The organism is Pseudomonas baetica, from assembly GCF_002813455.1.
Lineage (GTDB): Bacteria > Pseudomonadota > Gammaproteobacteria > Pseudomonadales > Pseudomonadaceae > Aquipseudomonas > Aquipseudomonas baetica.
Window position 1 is genome coordinate 375,033 of the sequence record NZ_PHHE01000001.1, and the last position, 13,341, is coordinate 388,373.

17 protein-coding genes are annotated in these 13,341 nt (G+C 58.2%); 16 read left to right on the forward strand and 1 reads right to left on the reverse strand.

The features are described from left to right. Positions 1–482 precede the first annotated feature (482 nt). Together ATI02_RS01620 and ATI02_RS01625 are read left to right on the forward strand one after the other, a co-directional pair. Positions 483–908 carry an HIT domain-containing protein gene (locus ATI02_RS01620; protein WP_095188018.1) on the forward strand — a complete coding sequence of 142 codons (426 nt, stop codon included), beginning with the start codon at positions 483–485 and terminating at the stop codon, positions 906–908. Between the two features lie 3 nt (positions 909–911). Next, entirely contained in the window at positions 912–1,118 is a 207-nt protein-coding gene (locus tag ATI02_RS01625) for a SlyX family protein (protein WP_095188019.1), read from the forward strand. 70 nt (positions 1,119–1,188) lie between these two features. On the opposite strand, the gene ATI02_RS33050 is transcribed toward ATI02_RS01625, so the two are convergent. Next, positions 1,189–1,791 (reverse strand): cold-shock protein, encoded by a 603-nt coding sequence (locus tag ATI02_RS33050; protein WP_095188020.1) that lies wholly within the window; start codon positions 1,789–1,791, stop codon positions 1,189–1,191. 311 nt (positions 1,792–2,102) lie between these two features. Between ATI02_RS33050 and ATI02_RS01635 the strand changes: the two genes are divergently transcribed. The 14 genes from ATI02_RS01635 to pal all read left to right on the forward strand — a co-directional run bounded on the left by ATI02_RS01635 (position 2,103) and on the right by pal (position 13,337). Then, a complete protein-coding gene (locus ATI02_RS01635) occupies positions 2,103–2,573 on the forward strand; it encodes a Dps family protein (RefSeq protein WP_095188021.1) in 471 nt (156 codons plus the stop codon). Positions 2,574–2,755: 182 nt separating this feature from the next. Then, positions 2,756–3,094, forward strand: a complete 339-nt coding sequence (locus ATI02_RS01640) for a ribbon-helix-helix domain-containing protein (RefSeq protein WP_095188022.1) — start codon at positions 2,756–2,758, stop codon at positions 3,092–3,094. A 132-nt stretch (positions 3,095–3,226) separates the two neighbouring features. After that, the gene (locus tag ATI02_RS01645) at positions 3,227–3,448 is read left to right on the forward strand and encodes an FmdB family zinc ribbon protein (RefSeq protein ID WP_003227532.1); all 222 of its coding nucleotides are present in this window, start codon (positions 3,227–3,229) and stop codon (positions 3,446–3,448) included. Positions 3,449–3,547: 99 nt separating this feature from the next. Then, complete coding sequence (aspS, locus tag ATI02_RS01650; protein ID WP_095188023.1) at positions 3,548–5,323, forward strand: aspartate--tRNA ligase; 1,776 nt, start codon at positions 3,548–3,550, stop codon at positions 5,321–5,323. A 128-nt stretch (positions 5,324–5,451) separates the two neighbouring features. Beyond that, positions 5,452–6,198, forward strand: a complete 747-nt coding sequence (locus ATI02_RS01655) for a YebC/PmpR family DNA-binding transcriptional regulator (RefSeq protein WP_095188024.1) — start codon at positions 5,452–5,454, stop codon at positions 6,196–6,198. Positions 6,199–6,355: 157 nt separating this feature from the next. Continuing rightward, positions 6,356–6,883, forward strand: coding sequence for a crossover junction endodeoxyribonuclease RuvC (ruvC, locus tag ATI02_RS01660; RefSeq protein WP_007962095.1), 528 nt, complete (start codon positions 6,356–6,358; stop codon positions 6,881–6,883). Between the two features lie 115 nt (positions 6,884–6,998). Beyond that, positions 6,999–7,607 carry a Holliday junction branch migration protein RuvA gene (gene ruvA, locus ATI02_RS01665; protein ID WP_100845267.1) on the forward strand — a complete coding sequence of 203 codons (609 nt, stop codon included), beginning with the start codon at positions 6,999–7,001 and terminating at the stop codon, positions 7,605–7,607. After that, the gene (ruvB, locus tag ATI02_RS01670; RefSeq protein ID WP_100845268.1) at positions 7,608–8,669 is read left to right on the forward strand and encodes a Holliday junction branch migration DNA helicase RuvB; all 1,062 of its coding nucleotides are present in this window, start codon (positions 7,608–7,610) and stop codon (positions 8,667–8,669) included. A 127-nt stretch (positions 8,670–8,796) separates the two neighbouring features. Beyond that, a complete protein-coding gene (gene ybgC / locus ATI02_RS01675) occupies positions 8,797–9,264 on the forward strand; it encodes a tol-pal system-associated acyl-CoA thioesterase (RefSeq protein WP_095188026.1) in 468 nt (155 codons plus the stop codon). After that, positions 9,254–9,949 carry a protein TolQ gene (gene tolQ / locus ATI02_RS01680; RefSeq protein WP_008080223.1) on the forward strand — a complete coding sequence of 232 codons (696 nt, stop codon included), beginning with the start codon at positions 9,254–9,256 and terminating at the stop codon, positions 9,947–9,949. Before ybgC ends, tolQ begins: the two co-directional genes overlap by 11 nt. A 23-nt stretch (positions 9,950–9,972) precedes the next feature. Continuing rightward, the gene (gene tolR / locus ATI02_RS01685) at positions 9,973–10,425 is read left to right on the forward strand and encodes a protein TolR (protein ID WP_161806672.1); all 453 of its coding nucleotides are present in this window, start codon (positions 9,973–9,975) and stop codon (positions 10,423–10,425) included. Continuing rightward, positions 10,425–11,489, forward strand: a complete 1,065-nt coding sequence (tolA, locus tag ATI02_RS01690) for a cell envelope integrity protein TolA (protein WP_100845269.1) — start codon at positions 10,425–10,427, stop codon at positions 11,487–11,489. Before tolR ends, tolA begins: the two co-directional genes overlap by 1 nt. Before the next feature lie 17 nt (positions 11,490–11,506). After that, positions 11,507–12,787, forward strand: coding sequence for a Tol-Pal system beta propeller repeat protein TolB (tolB, locus tag ATI02_RS01695; protein ID WP_164747834.1), 1,281 nt, complete (start codon positions 11,507–11,509; stop codon positions 12,785–12,787). A 52-nt stretch (positions 12,788–12,839) separates the two neighbouring features. After that, positions 12,840–13,337: a peptidoglycan-associated lipoprotein Pal gene (pal, locus tag ATI02_RS01700; protein WP_003178634.1), complete on the forward strand. Its 498-nt coding sequence runs from the start codon at positions 12,840–12,842 to the stop codon at positions 13,335–13,337. Positions 13,338–13,341 lie beyond the last annotated feature (4 nt).

The following is a 13,341-nucleotide window of genomic DNA, read 5'->3' on the forward strand; positions in this document are numbered from 1 at the left end:
CCTGTCTTTACCTGTAAAAACCTCATAAATACTGGGCGCCAAGTCCCATTCTTTCAGGGCTTGACGCGATTGTTCGTATGGTGTTGCCACCCAGCCAACTGCGCGAGACAACCAAAAACGTTACCGGTTCACCCCGCCAGTGAGTATTCGGCGGATGCCTGCCGCACTGAGCGTAGACGCACTGTGCGGTTTTGGTGCAAAAAAATTTACGGGCTGTACCGTATTCATACAGTTCAGGTTGCTCATTATCGTGAGCGCGTGACGGTTTCTCGGTCATTTCAGCAGAGGGCTCGTCGATTCGGGTTCCGTACTGGTGCGGACCGTCGAAAAATGTCACATGTCAGGGCGCCAGGAGAGTGACAGAAGTCTGTAGTCGTGAAGGCGAGCGCTTTCGCAGGTATGCTGCCGGTCTGTCGCTTGGTGCGTCGCCCTCGGGCGAGGCCGCTAAGCTCTATCATGTAGATCAGCCGGGAGTGCGCGCGGTGTTTGCTTTAGATTCACGACTTCAACAGGACACGCTGACCCTCGGCGACTTCCCGCTCTGCCGACTGCTGCTGTCCAATGACGCCAACTACCCGTGGTTCATTCTGGTGCCACGCCGGGACGATATCAGCGAGTTGTTTCAGTTGGATGTCGAAGATCAGCAGCAGCTATGGCGGGAAACCACCGCGCTGGCCGAGTTGCTCAAGGATTTGTTCGACGCCGACAAAATGAACGTCGCGACCCTGGGTAACGTTGTCAGTCAGATGCACATGCATGTGATTGTGCGTAAGCGCGACGACGCCGCCTGGCCAGCGCCGGTCTGGGGCAAGCACCCAGCCAGGCCTTATAATGGCGAGGAGGTGGCGGCCATTCGCGATCGCTTGCGTGTGGTGTTGACCGAAGACTTCACTTTTCTGGAGGGCTGAGTCATGAGCCTTGAAGATCGCGTTACCGATCTGGAAAGCCGTCTGGCGTTTCAGGATGACACCATTCAGGCGTTGAACGACGTGCTGGTGGCGCAGCAGCGGGTGGTCGAGCGCCTGCAATTGCAGATGGCTGCACTGCTCAAGCGTCAGGAAGAAATGGTCGGCCAGTTCGAGTCCTTCGAAGAAGAAGCGCCGCCGCCACATTATTGAGGCCGGTGTTTTCGCCAGGCATAAAAAAACCGCGAACAGCACGCTGCTCGCGGTTTTTTTGTGCCTTGGATCAGCGCCGTGGCAGGGCGGCGATCACGTCCTCGGCTTGCAGGCCCTTGTCCCGGTTCATCACCGAGAACTCCACGCGCTGGCCTTCGACCAGAACGCGGTGGCCTTCGCCACGGATTGCACGAAAGTGCACGAAAATATCATCGCCGGAATCCCGGGAGATAAAGCCGAAGCCTTTGGAGGTGTTGAACCACTTGACGGTGCCGGTATCGCGGTTGGTCATGTCGTAGCTGGTTGGCGCGGCAGCCGGTGAAGAACGATAGAAACTGACGGCCAGGTGCAGGACCACGGCAACCAGGGCAATCACCAGACTGAACAACACGGCTGGCTGGCCGGCGATGACAGGCATCGGCGCGATCAGGGTCAAGGTTTGCAGGACGACAGTCAGCACCAGAAGAGCGCTGACCAGATTTTGCAGATGCTGGCGCGGGCCTTTGTTCCAGTAAGGAATCACTGGAGCGATGACCAGGTTCAGCAGGCCGAAAAAGGCCAGGTAAAGTGCATCGGGTTGTTGCAGGTAGGGAACGGCTTCGGATTTCAAGCTAGGTATGAACGACAGCAGCAAGGCTGCTGCGCCCATTAGCAGGTGGACGATTTTCAACATTTTAATTGGCTCACGTTATGACGGCTCACAAGGAAGAGCTGAAGGCGCACGGTTCGCTTCACAACAAAATAAGAGGCGGTAGGCACGTACACGGCATCAGCCTATGCGCAACGCCCCGAAAAATGGGGCATGGCGACACACTGCCTATTTAACAGCAAAGCCTGCAGCTACTCAAATCAGCCCGGCCAGCGGCAGAGCGTCAGTCGTTTTGTCGCAGCCTGTTCAGGCTTTCGGGGCTGCGGGGTGGCGACAGCCTTGCTAGAGTGGGTCTGCACCTGTTGGATGAATTCAATCGCCGTTAGGGGGTAAACATGGCAATCGATATCGGTATCAGTGAAGAAGATCGCAAGTCCATCGTCGAAGGGCTGTCGCGGCTGCTGTCGGACACCTACGTGCTGTATCTGAAAACCCATAACTTCCACTGGAACGTCACCGGCCCGATGTTCCGCACGCTGCACCTGATGTTCGAAGAGCAATACAACGAACTGGCGCTGGCCGTGGACCTGATCGCCGAGCGCATTCGCGCGCTGGGTTTTCCCGCGCCGGGCGCCTACGCCACTTACGCACGTCTTTCTTCTATTAAGGAAGAGGAGGGGGTGCCGAGTGCCGAAGACATGATCAAGCAGCTGGTCGACGGTCAGGAAGCGGTGACCCGCACTGCGCGTGGCATCTTCCCGCTGCTGGACAAGGTCAGTGACGAGCCGACGGCCGACCTGCTGACTCAGCGGATGCAAGTGCACGAAAAAACGGCGTGGATGCTGCGCGCCTTGCTCGAGGCGTAACCAAGTTGCGCGGGCACGTCAAAGGCCTGCTCGCGCGCTGTCCAGCCTCCTACTTGCGTCGTTGGCTTATCCTACGTTGATGGTCAATAAGTCATCTGGATATAACTTTGCGTCTGCGTTTTTATGAAGGCACAGGATGTGGCTTTTAAAACAAGCAGCAATGGCAAAGGAGTGTCAACGATATGGTAGAGGGAGACAGGCGAGGCGACAGGGATGTCAGCTCGCGACACGCTATAAAAGTCGATCCGTTCGTCAGCGAATTCGACATGTCACTGATTCGGCCATTGTCGCGATCTGTGCGTTTGAACGGTTATGCGACCTGCCTGCGGCTGGAGCAGGTTTACTGGAACATCCTCGGCAACATGGCCGAAGACAATTGCTGTTCGATCAGTACGTTGTTGTCCCACGTCGATCGTGAAGTGCATCTGCGCCACGGCGGGGTGAAAAACTTCAGTGCACTGGTGCGGGTGGTCTGCGTGATGAATGGAGTCAAGGATGCGCCGCCGCCTGTTGTTGTCTGAAGGCTGGGGTTGCGGATAACGTCGCGGCCTGTGCAGTCTTACGGCTGCACAGGCCGCGTTTAATGGATATAATCCCGCTCTTTCGCCGCAAAGCCCTGCGCGCGGTGGCAATCTGATCGCCGAGACACCCCCATGCCGATGTACGATTACCAATGCGCTTCCTGTGGTCATCAACTGGAAGCCATTCAAAAGATCAGCGAGGCACCGCTGGTCGACTGCCCTGCCTGCCAGGCGCCAGAGCTCAAGAAACAGCTGTCCATGCCGGGCTTTCGCCTCAGCGGCAGCGGTTGGTACGAAACCGATTTCAAGACCGGAGCCAAGAAGAACCTGGCCGGTGGCGACAAATCTGACTAGGGTTCAAACCCAGGTTGAACGACACGCGTGAGCTTCCAGACCGCCTGAGGGCGCCGGGATCTCCAACGAATATCGAATGACGAGAAGCGAACCATTATCATGATGCGCAGCCACTATTGCGGCCAACTGAACGAAAGCCTGGAAGGCCAGGAAATTACCCTTTGCGGATGGGTTCACCGTCGCCGCGACCACGGCGGGGTGATTTTCCTCGACATCCGTGATCGTGACGGTCTGGCCCAGGTGGTATTCGATCCGGATCGCGCCGAGAGCTTTGCCGCCGCCGACCGCGTGCGCAGCGAATACGTCGTGAAGATCACCGGCAAGGTGCGTCTGCGTCCGGCCGGTGCCACCAACGCCAACATGGCGTCGGGCATGATCGAAGTGCTGGGCTACGAACTGGAAGTGTTGAACGAGTCGGAAACCCCGCCGTTCCCGCTGAACGAGTTCTCCGACGTGGGCGAAGAAACCCGTCTGCGCTATCGCTTCCTGGACCTGCGTCGTCCGGAAATGGCCGAGAAGCTGCGTCTGCGTTCGCGCATGACCACCAGCATCCGTCGCTTCCTCGACGAGAACGGCTTCCTCGACGTTGAGACGCCGATCCTGACCCGTGCTACGCCGGAAGGCGCACGTGACTATCTGGTGCCAAGCCGTACTCACGCCGGCTCGTTCTTCGCCCTGCCGCAATCGCCGCAACTGTTCAAGCAACTGCTGATGGTGGCCGGCTTCGACCGTTACTACCAGATCGCCAAGTGCTTTCGCGACGAAGACCTGCGTGCCGACCGTCAGCCAGAGTTCACCCAGATCGACATCGAGACCAGTTTCCTCGATGAAAAAGAGATCATGGGCCTCACCGAGCAAATGATCCGCAACCTGTTCAAGGAAGTGCTGGATCTGGAATTCGGCGAATTCCCGCACATGACCTTCGAAGAAGCCATGCGCCGCTACGGTTCCGACAAGCCAGACCTGCGTATTCCGCTGGAGCTGGTCGACGTTGCCGATCAACTCAAAGAAGTCGACTTCAAGGTGTTCAGCGGCCCGGCCAACGACCCTAAATGCCGCATCGCCGCTCTGCGCGTTCCAGGCGGCGCCAGCATGCCGCGCAAGCAGATCGACGATTACACCAAGTTCGTCGGCATTTACGGTGCCAAGGGCCTGGCGTACATCAAGGTCAACGAGCGCGCCGCCGGTGTTGAAGGTCTGCAATCGCCGATCGTGAAAAACATCCCGCTGGACAACCTCAATGCCATTCTTGATCGCGTTGGCGCAGTCGATGGCGACATCGTGTTCTTCGGCGCCGACAAGGCCAAGATCGTCAGCGAAGCCTTGGGCGCGCTGCGTATCAAGCTGGGTCACGACCTGAACCTGCTGACTTGCAAGTGGGCCCCGATGTGGGTTGTCGACTTCCCGATGTTCGAAGAAAACGACGACGGCAGCTTCTCCGCGCTGCACCACCCGTTCACCGCGCCGAAGTGCACGCCGCAAGAGCTGGAAGCCAACCCGGCTGGTGCTCTGTCCCGTGCTTACGACATGGTGCTGAACGGCACTGAGTTGGGCGGCGGTTCGATCCGTATCCACCGCAAGGAAATGCAGCAAGCGGTTTTCCGCCTGCTGGGTATTGAGGAAGCTGAACAGGAAGAGAAATTCGGCTTCCTGCTCGACGCGCTGAAGTACGGTGCACCGCCGCACGGTGGTCTGGCGTTCGGTCTGGACCGTCTGGTGATGCTGATGACCGGCGCCCAGTCGATCCGTGAAGTGATCGCCTTCCCGAAAACCCAGAGCGCTGCCGACGTGATGACGCAAGCGCCGGGTGTCGTGGATGCCAAGGCACTGCGCGAGCTGCACATTCGTTTGCGCGAAACGCCAAAGGCTGAGTAAGACGGGCCTGAAGGCGCATCTTCGGATGCGCCTTTTTTCTTTCTAGAGAGAACAGGTCGAGATTTTTTGTTTGCTGGCCGCTGCATGAGCAGGGCGGGCAACGTTTCAAAGAGAATTCGGAGCGAGTTATGGCAGGTCATTCCAAGTGGGCGAACATCAAGCACCGCAAAGAACGTCAGGATGCCAAGAGAGGCAAGATCTTCACCAAGTGGATCCGTGAGCTGACCGTTGCGGCCCGTCAGGGTGGCGGTGACCCGGGTTCCAACCCGCGTCTGCGTCTGGCCCTGGACAAGGCGCTGAGCGCGAACATGAGTCGCGACATCATCGATCGCGCCGTTGCGCGTGGCGCCGGTGCGACCGAAGCGGACAATGTTGAAGAGCTGACCTACGAAGGCTACGGCCCGGGCGGTGTAGCGGTGATGGTCGAATGCATGACCGACAACCGCAACCGTACTGCAGCTGCCGTACGCCATGCGTTCAGCAAATGTGGTGGCAACCTCGGCACCGACGGGTCGGTCGCCTATCTGTTCGAGCGCAAGGGGCAGATCAGCTTCGCGCCGGGTATCGATGAGGATGCACTGACGGAAGCAGCGCTGGAAGCCGATGCCGATGACGTGGTGACTCATGAAGACGGCTCGATCGACGTGTTCACCTCGTTCACCAGCTTCTACGCCGTGCGTAACGCTCTCGAAGCCGCTGGTTTCAAAGGTGATGACGCAGAGATCGTGATGCAGCCGACCACCAGCGCCGAACTGGATCTGGAAGGTGCGGAGAAGGTACTCAAGCTGATCGACATGCTGGAAGACCTGGACGACGTGCAGAACGTCTATTCCAACGCAGATATTCCGGAAGACGTGGCCGCTCAGCTCGGCTAAGGCCGACTACGATTCAATGTGGGAGCGAGCCTGCTCGCGAAGGCGGATTTTCAGGCAGCATCGTTGCTGATGATGAAACCGCTTTCGCGAGCAGGCTCGCTCCCACATTTGTTATGGGTTGATTTGAAATTCGTGCTTTACCGAATCCGCAGGCGCTATGACTTTAATTCTTGGTATCGACCCCGGTTCGCGTATCACCGGTTACGGCATTGTTCGCGATACCGGCCGCGGCGGCTGCATCTATGTGGCCTCGGGGTGTATTCGTACGGGGGCGGGCGAGCTGCATGAGCGTCTGCAAATCGTCTATCGCGGTGTGCGCGAAATCATTCAGACCTACGGCCCGGTCACCATGGGCATTGAAAAGGTGTTCATGGCGAAAAACGCCGATTCGGCGCTGAAACTGGGGCAGGCGCGTGGGGCCGCCATTGTCGCCGGCGCAGAAGAGTGTCTGGAGATTGCCGAGTACACCGCGACCCAGGTCAAACAAGCCGTGGTCGGCACCGGCGCAGCCAATAAAGAGCAGGTGCAGATGATGGTCATGCACATGCTCAAACTGACCAGTAAACCGCAAATCGACGCCTCCGATGCCCTGGCGATCGCCATTTGTCACGCGCACACCCGTTCAAGTCTGCTTCCGCATGGCTTGGGAACCGCACGCAGTCGTGGCGGGCGCCTGCGTCTCTGATAGCATCAGCAATCAAATTTTCCGCAAGGTGAGTTTCGCGCCTGGGTCGTCGGCCTGAAGCTCGCCATGCGCTAGTCGCCAGCCTACGGCTGGCCAACGCTCAAGGATCTGAAACGTGATTGGACGCTTGCGCGGCACCCTGGCTGAGAAACAGCCGCCGCACCTGATTCTGGATGTAAACGGCCTCGGGTATGAGCTGGAAGTGCCCATGACCACGCTTTATCGGTTGCCGTCGGTCGGTGAACCACTGACCCTGCACACCCATTTGGTCGTACGCGAAGATGCGCAATTACTCTATGGTTTTGCCGGCAAGCGTGAGCGAGACTTTTTTCGCGAGTTGATCCGTCTCAATGGTGTCGGGCCAAAATTGGCGCTGGCGCTAATGTCGAGTCTTGAAGTCGACGAACTGATCCGCTGTGTGCAATCCCAGGACACCTCGGCGCTGACCAAGGTGCCCGGCGTTGGCAAGAAAACCGCCGAGCGTCTGCTGGTCGAGCTCAAAGATCGCTTCAAGGCCTGGGAAACCTCGCCGGCCATGTTTGCCCTGGTGCCGAACCAGCCGGACGGGCCGGCGGCGGTCAACACCGCTGAAAACGATGCGGTCAGCGCGCTGATTTCCCTGGGCTACAAGCCGCAGGAAGCGAGCAAGGCGATTACCGCCATCAAGGACAAGAATTTGAGCAGTGAAGACCTGATCCGCCGCGCCCTGAAGGGAATGATTTAAGTGATTGAAGCTGATCGTCTGATCGCCGCCGCGCACAGCCCGCGTGAGCGCGAAGAAGTCCAGGACCGGGCCATCCGTCCGGTCAGTCTGGCCGACTACATTGGCCAGCCGACCGTGCGCGAGCAGATGGAGCTGTTCATCCAGGCCGCCCGTGGCCGCAGTGAATCCCTCGATCACACGCTGATCTTCGGCCCGCCGGGTCTGGGCAAGACCACGCTGGCCAACATCATTGCCCAGGAAATGGGCGTGTCGATCAAGAGCACCTCGGGCCCGGTGCTGGAGCGTCCCGGCGATCTGGCTGCGTTGTTGACCAACCTTGAGCCGCACGACGTGTTGTTTATCGACGAAATCCATCGCCTGTCGCCCATCGTTGAAGAAGTGCTGTACCCGGCGATGGAAGATTTCCAGCTCGACATCATGATCGGCGAAGGGCCGGCAGCGCGCTCGATCAAGCTCGATCTGCCGCCCTTCACGTTGGTGGGTGCGACGACTCGCGCTGGCATGCTGACCAATCCTTTGCGTGACCGCTTCGGTATCGTCCAGCGTCTTGAGTTCTACAGCACCGCAGATCTGGCGACGATTGTCGGTCGTTCGGCGAATATTCTCGGGCTGCCGCTGGATCCGGAGGGGGCCTTCGAAATTGCTCGCCGCGCCCGTGGTACGCCGCGGATCGCCAACCGCCTGCTGCGTCGCGTGCGCGATTTTGCTGAAGTGCGGGCCAAGGGGCACATTACCAAGTCGGTTGCCGATCTGGCGCTGAACCTGCTGGATGTCGACGAACATGGTTTCGATCACCAGGACCGGCGTTTACTGCTGACCATGATCGAGAAGTTCGATGGCGGCCCGGTCGGGATCGACAGCCTCGCGGCCGCGATCAGCGAAGAGCGCCACACCATCGAAGACGTGCTGGAGCCGTACCTGATTCAGCAGGGCTACATCATGCGCACGCCACGGGGCAGGGTGGTGACGCGGCATGCGTATCTGCATTTCGGTTTAAACATTCCGTCACGAATGGGTGAAATGCCCGTGGAAGACGAGTTTCTCGATGCCGTGGACGACTAATACACATTTGTTGTCGATTTATTCAGGGTTTGTGCTGTCAGAGGACGGTACTTTTGCGGTAAAGCCCTCGAACAATGAAAAACAGTTGCCTGGCCGGATTGGCAACCTGAGGAGTAAGCACTAGAGTATGCGCGCGCAAAACGGGCTTGAGCCTTTCGCACATCGTTGTCGCGTTTATTACGAGGACACCGATGCGGGCGGCATCGTGTATTACGTTAATTACCTCAAGTTTATGGAACGGGCTCGAACCGAGCGGCTCCGCGAGCTGGGCTTTGCCCAATCTGCGCTTGCCGGGGAGGACCTGTTGTTTGTCGTGCACTCCAGCGAAGCGCGCTACCACGCGCCGGCGCGACTGGACGACGAATTGCTGGTAAGCGCTGAAGTAATCGAATTGAACCGTGCCAGCCTGCGCTTTAAACAGCAGGTCAGGCGGGCTACGGATAATGTGCTGCTCTGTGAAGGGCAGTTTTTGGTGGCCTGTGTGCGCACTAACAGTTTGAAACCCCGGGCCCTTCCCGAAGACCTGCGTGCGGCCTTCGCCGACGCGGGCGGCCCGGGTACACACTCAAAGCAGGAGATAAAGCGTGGAAGCTAACGTCGTCGACCATTCCTCCATGTGGAGCCTGGTCAGCAATGCCAGCATCGTGGTGCAGTTGGTAATGTTGACTCTGGTTGCTGCATCGGTGACCTCATGGATCATGATCTTTCAGCGCAGCAACCTGCTGCGTGCCGGTCGACGTGCCCTGGAGAGCTTCGAGGAGCGCTTCTGGTCGGGTATCGACCTGTCCAAACTGTACCGTCAGGCCGGCAGCAACCCGGATCCTGATTCGGGCGTCGAGCAAATCTTTCGCGCCGGATTCAAAGAGTTCTCCCGTCTGCGTCAGCAGCCAGGCGTCGATCCTGAAGCCGTGATGGAAGGCGTGGCCCGCGCCATGCGCGTGGCCATCTCCCGCGAAGAAGAGAAGCTGGAGCAGAGTCTGCCGTTTCTTGCCACCGTCGGTTCGGTCAGCCCGTACATCGGTCTGTTCGGTACCGTGTGGGGGATCATGAACTCCTTCCGCGGTCTGGCCAGCGCCCAGCAAGCCACCCTGGCCACCGTGGCCCCGGGTATTGCCGAAGCACTGATCGCCACGGCGATCGGTCTGTTCGCAGCAATTCCTGCAGTAATCGCTTACAACCGTTTTGCTGCTCGCAGCGAAACCCTGCTGGGCCGTTACTACACCTTCGCCGATGAATTCCAGGCGATCCTGCACCGCAAAGTGCACACCAGCGAAGAATAAGCAGGTAATTTCCAATGGCTTTAATCGCTCGAGCTCGCAAAAAGCGCAAGCCGGTCGCCGAGATGAACGTGGTGCCTTACATCGACGTGATGTTGGTACTGCTGGTCATTTTCATGGTGACCGCGCCGATGCTCAATCAGGGCGTGAAAGTTGATCTGCCCAAGGTTTCCAGCGAAGCCTTGCCGCAGGACAACAACACCCAGGTCCTGACCATTTCGATCAAGGCTGACAAGACCTATTACTGGAACCTTGGCAGCGAAGTCGACACCGAGAAGCAACAGGACAGGGCCATGACCCTGCCGCAAATGACCGATGCGGTGACCAAGATCATTCGCGCCGGCACCGAAGGCGGCAAGCGTACCCAAGTCTTTATCCGCGGCGATAAAACCGTCGATTATGGTTCCGTCATGGGCGCCATGGGCGGGTTGCAGAAAGCCGGGGTCGGTAATGTTGGTTTGATTACCGAGGCCCCCTGATGCAGCAAGTGCGAGAGCCGTCCGCCTCGGAAAGCTTCTTCTGGCCTAGTGTCTGGGCGATTGTCTTGCACGTGCTGGTGTTCGGCATGCTGTTTGTCAGTTTCGCCTTCACACCAGAGCTGCCGCCGGCTAAACCGATTGTCCAGGCGACCCTGTACCAACTGAAATCGAAAAGTCAGGCAACCACCCAGACCAATCAGAAGATTGCGGGTGAGGCGAAGAAATCCGCCGCGCGCCAGACCGAAGTCGAGCAGATGGAGCAGAAAAAGGTCGAGCAGGAAGCGGTGAAAGCTGCGGAACAAAAGAAAGAAGAAGCGGCTCAAAAGGCCGAGGAAGCCAAGAAGGCCGACGAGTCGAAAAAAACGGACGAGGCGAAAAAGGCTGATGAAGCCAAAAAAGCCGACGACGCCAAAAAAGCCGAGGCCAAGAAGGCAGAAGAGAAACAATTGGCTGATATAGCCAAGAAGAAGGCTGAAGAAGAGGCGAAGGAAGAGGCCAAGAAAGAGGCCGCTGAAGAAGCCAAGAAGAAAATCGTCGAAGACGCGAAGAAGAAAGCCGCCGAAGACGCCAAGAAGAAAGCTGAAGCTGAAGAGGCGAAGAAGAAAATCGCCGACGAAGCGAAGAAGAAAGCTGCTGCCGATGCTGCGAAGAAGAAAGCGCAGGATGCGGCACGTAAATCGACCGAAGACAAAAAGGCTCAGGCCTTGGCCGATTTGCTTTCCGACACGCCACAGCGTCAGCAGGCCTTGGCCGATGAGCAGGGTGACGAGGTCGCGGGCAGTTTTGATGACCTGATTCGTGCGCGAGCTGCAGAAGGTTGGGCGCGTCCTCCTTCGGCACGCAAAGGCATGACGGTTGTGCTGCAGATCGGCATGTTGCCGGACGGTACGGTGACCTCGGTCAGCGTGGCCAAGTCCAGCGGCGACGGTCCGTTCGATGCTTCGGCAGTGGCGGCAGTCAAGAATATTGGACGTTTGACAGAAATGCAGGGAATGAAGCCGAGCGATTTCGCTCCGTATCGTTCATTCAAGATGACATTCACACCTGAGGATCTAGCCTTGTGAGAAACCTTCTTCGAGGAATGCTGGTCGTGATCTGCTGCATGGCAGGGATCGCGATGGCTGATGAAAAGAACATTCTGGTCACCAGCGGCAGCGATCGGGCCACTCCGATCGCCGTTGTTCCGTTCGGCATGCAGGGCGGTGCCGTGCTGCCGGACGATATGGCTGAAATCATTGGTAACGATTTGCGCAACTCGGGCTACTACTCGCCGATTCCAAAGCAAAACATGATCAGCCAGCCAAGCCAGCCGAGTGAAATCATCTTCCGTGACTGGAAGGCGGTGGGTGCTCAGTACATGATGGTCGGCAGCATCGCTCCAGCGGGCGGTCGCCTGCAGGTGCAATGGGCGCTGTTCAACGTGGCCACCGAGCAGAAAGTGGCTGATGGCAGTGTTTCCGGCACCACCGAGCAATTGCGCGACATGGCGCACTTCATCTCGGACCAGTCGTTCGAAAAGCTCACCGGTATCAAAGGTGCGTTTTCGACCCGTCTGCTGTACGTGACAGCTGAGCGTTTCTCCGAAAAGAACACTCGCTACACCCTGCAGCGTTCGGACTACGACGGTGCTCGCGCAGTCACTCTGCTGCAATCGCGTGAGCCGATCCTGTCGCCGCGTTTCGCACCGGATGGCAAGCGCATCGCCTACGTGTCGTTCGAACAGAAGCGTCCGCGCATCTTCATGCAGAACATTGACACCGGTCGCCGTGAGCAGATCACCAACTTCGAAGGCCTGAATGGCGCGCCAGCCTGGTCGCCGGATGGCAATCGTCTGGCGTTCGTCTTGTCGAAAGACGGTAACCCGGACATCTACGTGATGAACCTCGGTTCGCGTCAGATCACTCGCGTGACTGCCGGCCCTGGCATCAACACCGAACCGTACTGGGGCAAGGATGGTTCGACCATCTACTTCACCTCGGACCGTGGCGGCAAACCTCAGATCTACAAAACCAGCGCCAGTGGTGGCGGTGCGGAGCGAGTGACCTTCATCGGTAACTACAACGCCAACCCGAAACTTTCGGCTGATGAAAAGACCCTGGTGATGATCCATCGTCAGGACGGCTTCACCAATTTCAAGGTGGCGGCCCAGGATTTGCAGCGAGGTAGTGTAAAGATCCTCACTGATAGCACTCTGGACGAGTCACCCACTGTTGCGCCCAACGGCACCATGGTAATCTACGCCACCCGCCAGCAGGGCCGGGGAGTCTTGATGCTCGTGTCCATTAATGGACGCGTGAGGCTCCCGCTTCCTACCGCTCAAGGCGAAGTCAGAGAACCGTCCTGGTCCCCTTACCTGAACTGACGCGGCGCTACACGTTTTACTTAACACACTGGGGTTCATTAGGAGTTTCACGATGGAAATGCTGAAGTTTGGTAAATTTGCTGCGCTGGCTCTGGCCATGGCTGTAGCTGTAGGTTGCTCGTCCAAAGGCGGCGACAACGCCGGTGAAGGCGCTGTTGATCCAAACGCTGGTTACGGCGCAAACACTGGTGCCGTTGACGGTTCCCTGAGCGAAGAAGCTGCTCTGCGCGCAATCACCACCTTCTACTTCGAATACGACAGCTCGGACCTGAAGCCAGAAGCCATGCGCGCTCTGGACGTTCACGCCAAAGACCTGAAAGCAAACGGCGCTCGCGTTGTTCTGGAAGGCAACACCGACGAACGTGGTACTCGTGAGTACAACATGGCACTGGGCGAGCGTCGTGCGAAAGCCGTTCAACGCTACCTGGTACTGCAAGGTGTTTCCCCAGCTCAGCTGGAACTGGTTTCCTACGGCGAAGAGCGTCCAGTTGCTACCGGCAACGACGAGCAGTCCTGGGCTCAAAACCGTCGCGTCGAACTGCGTAAGTAATTCG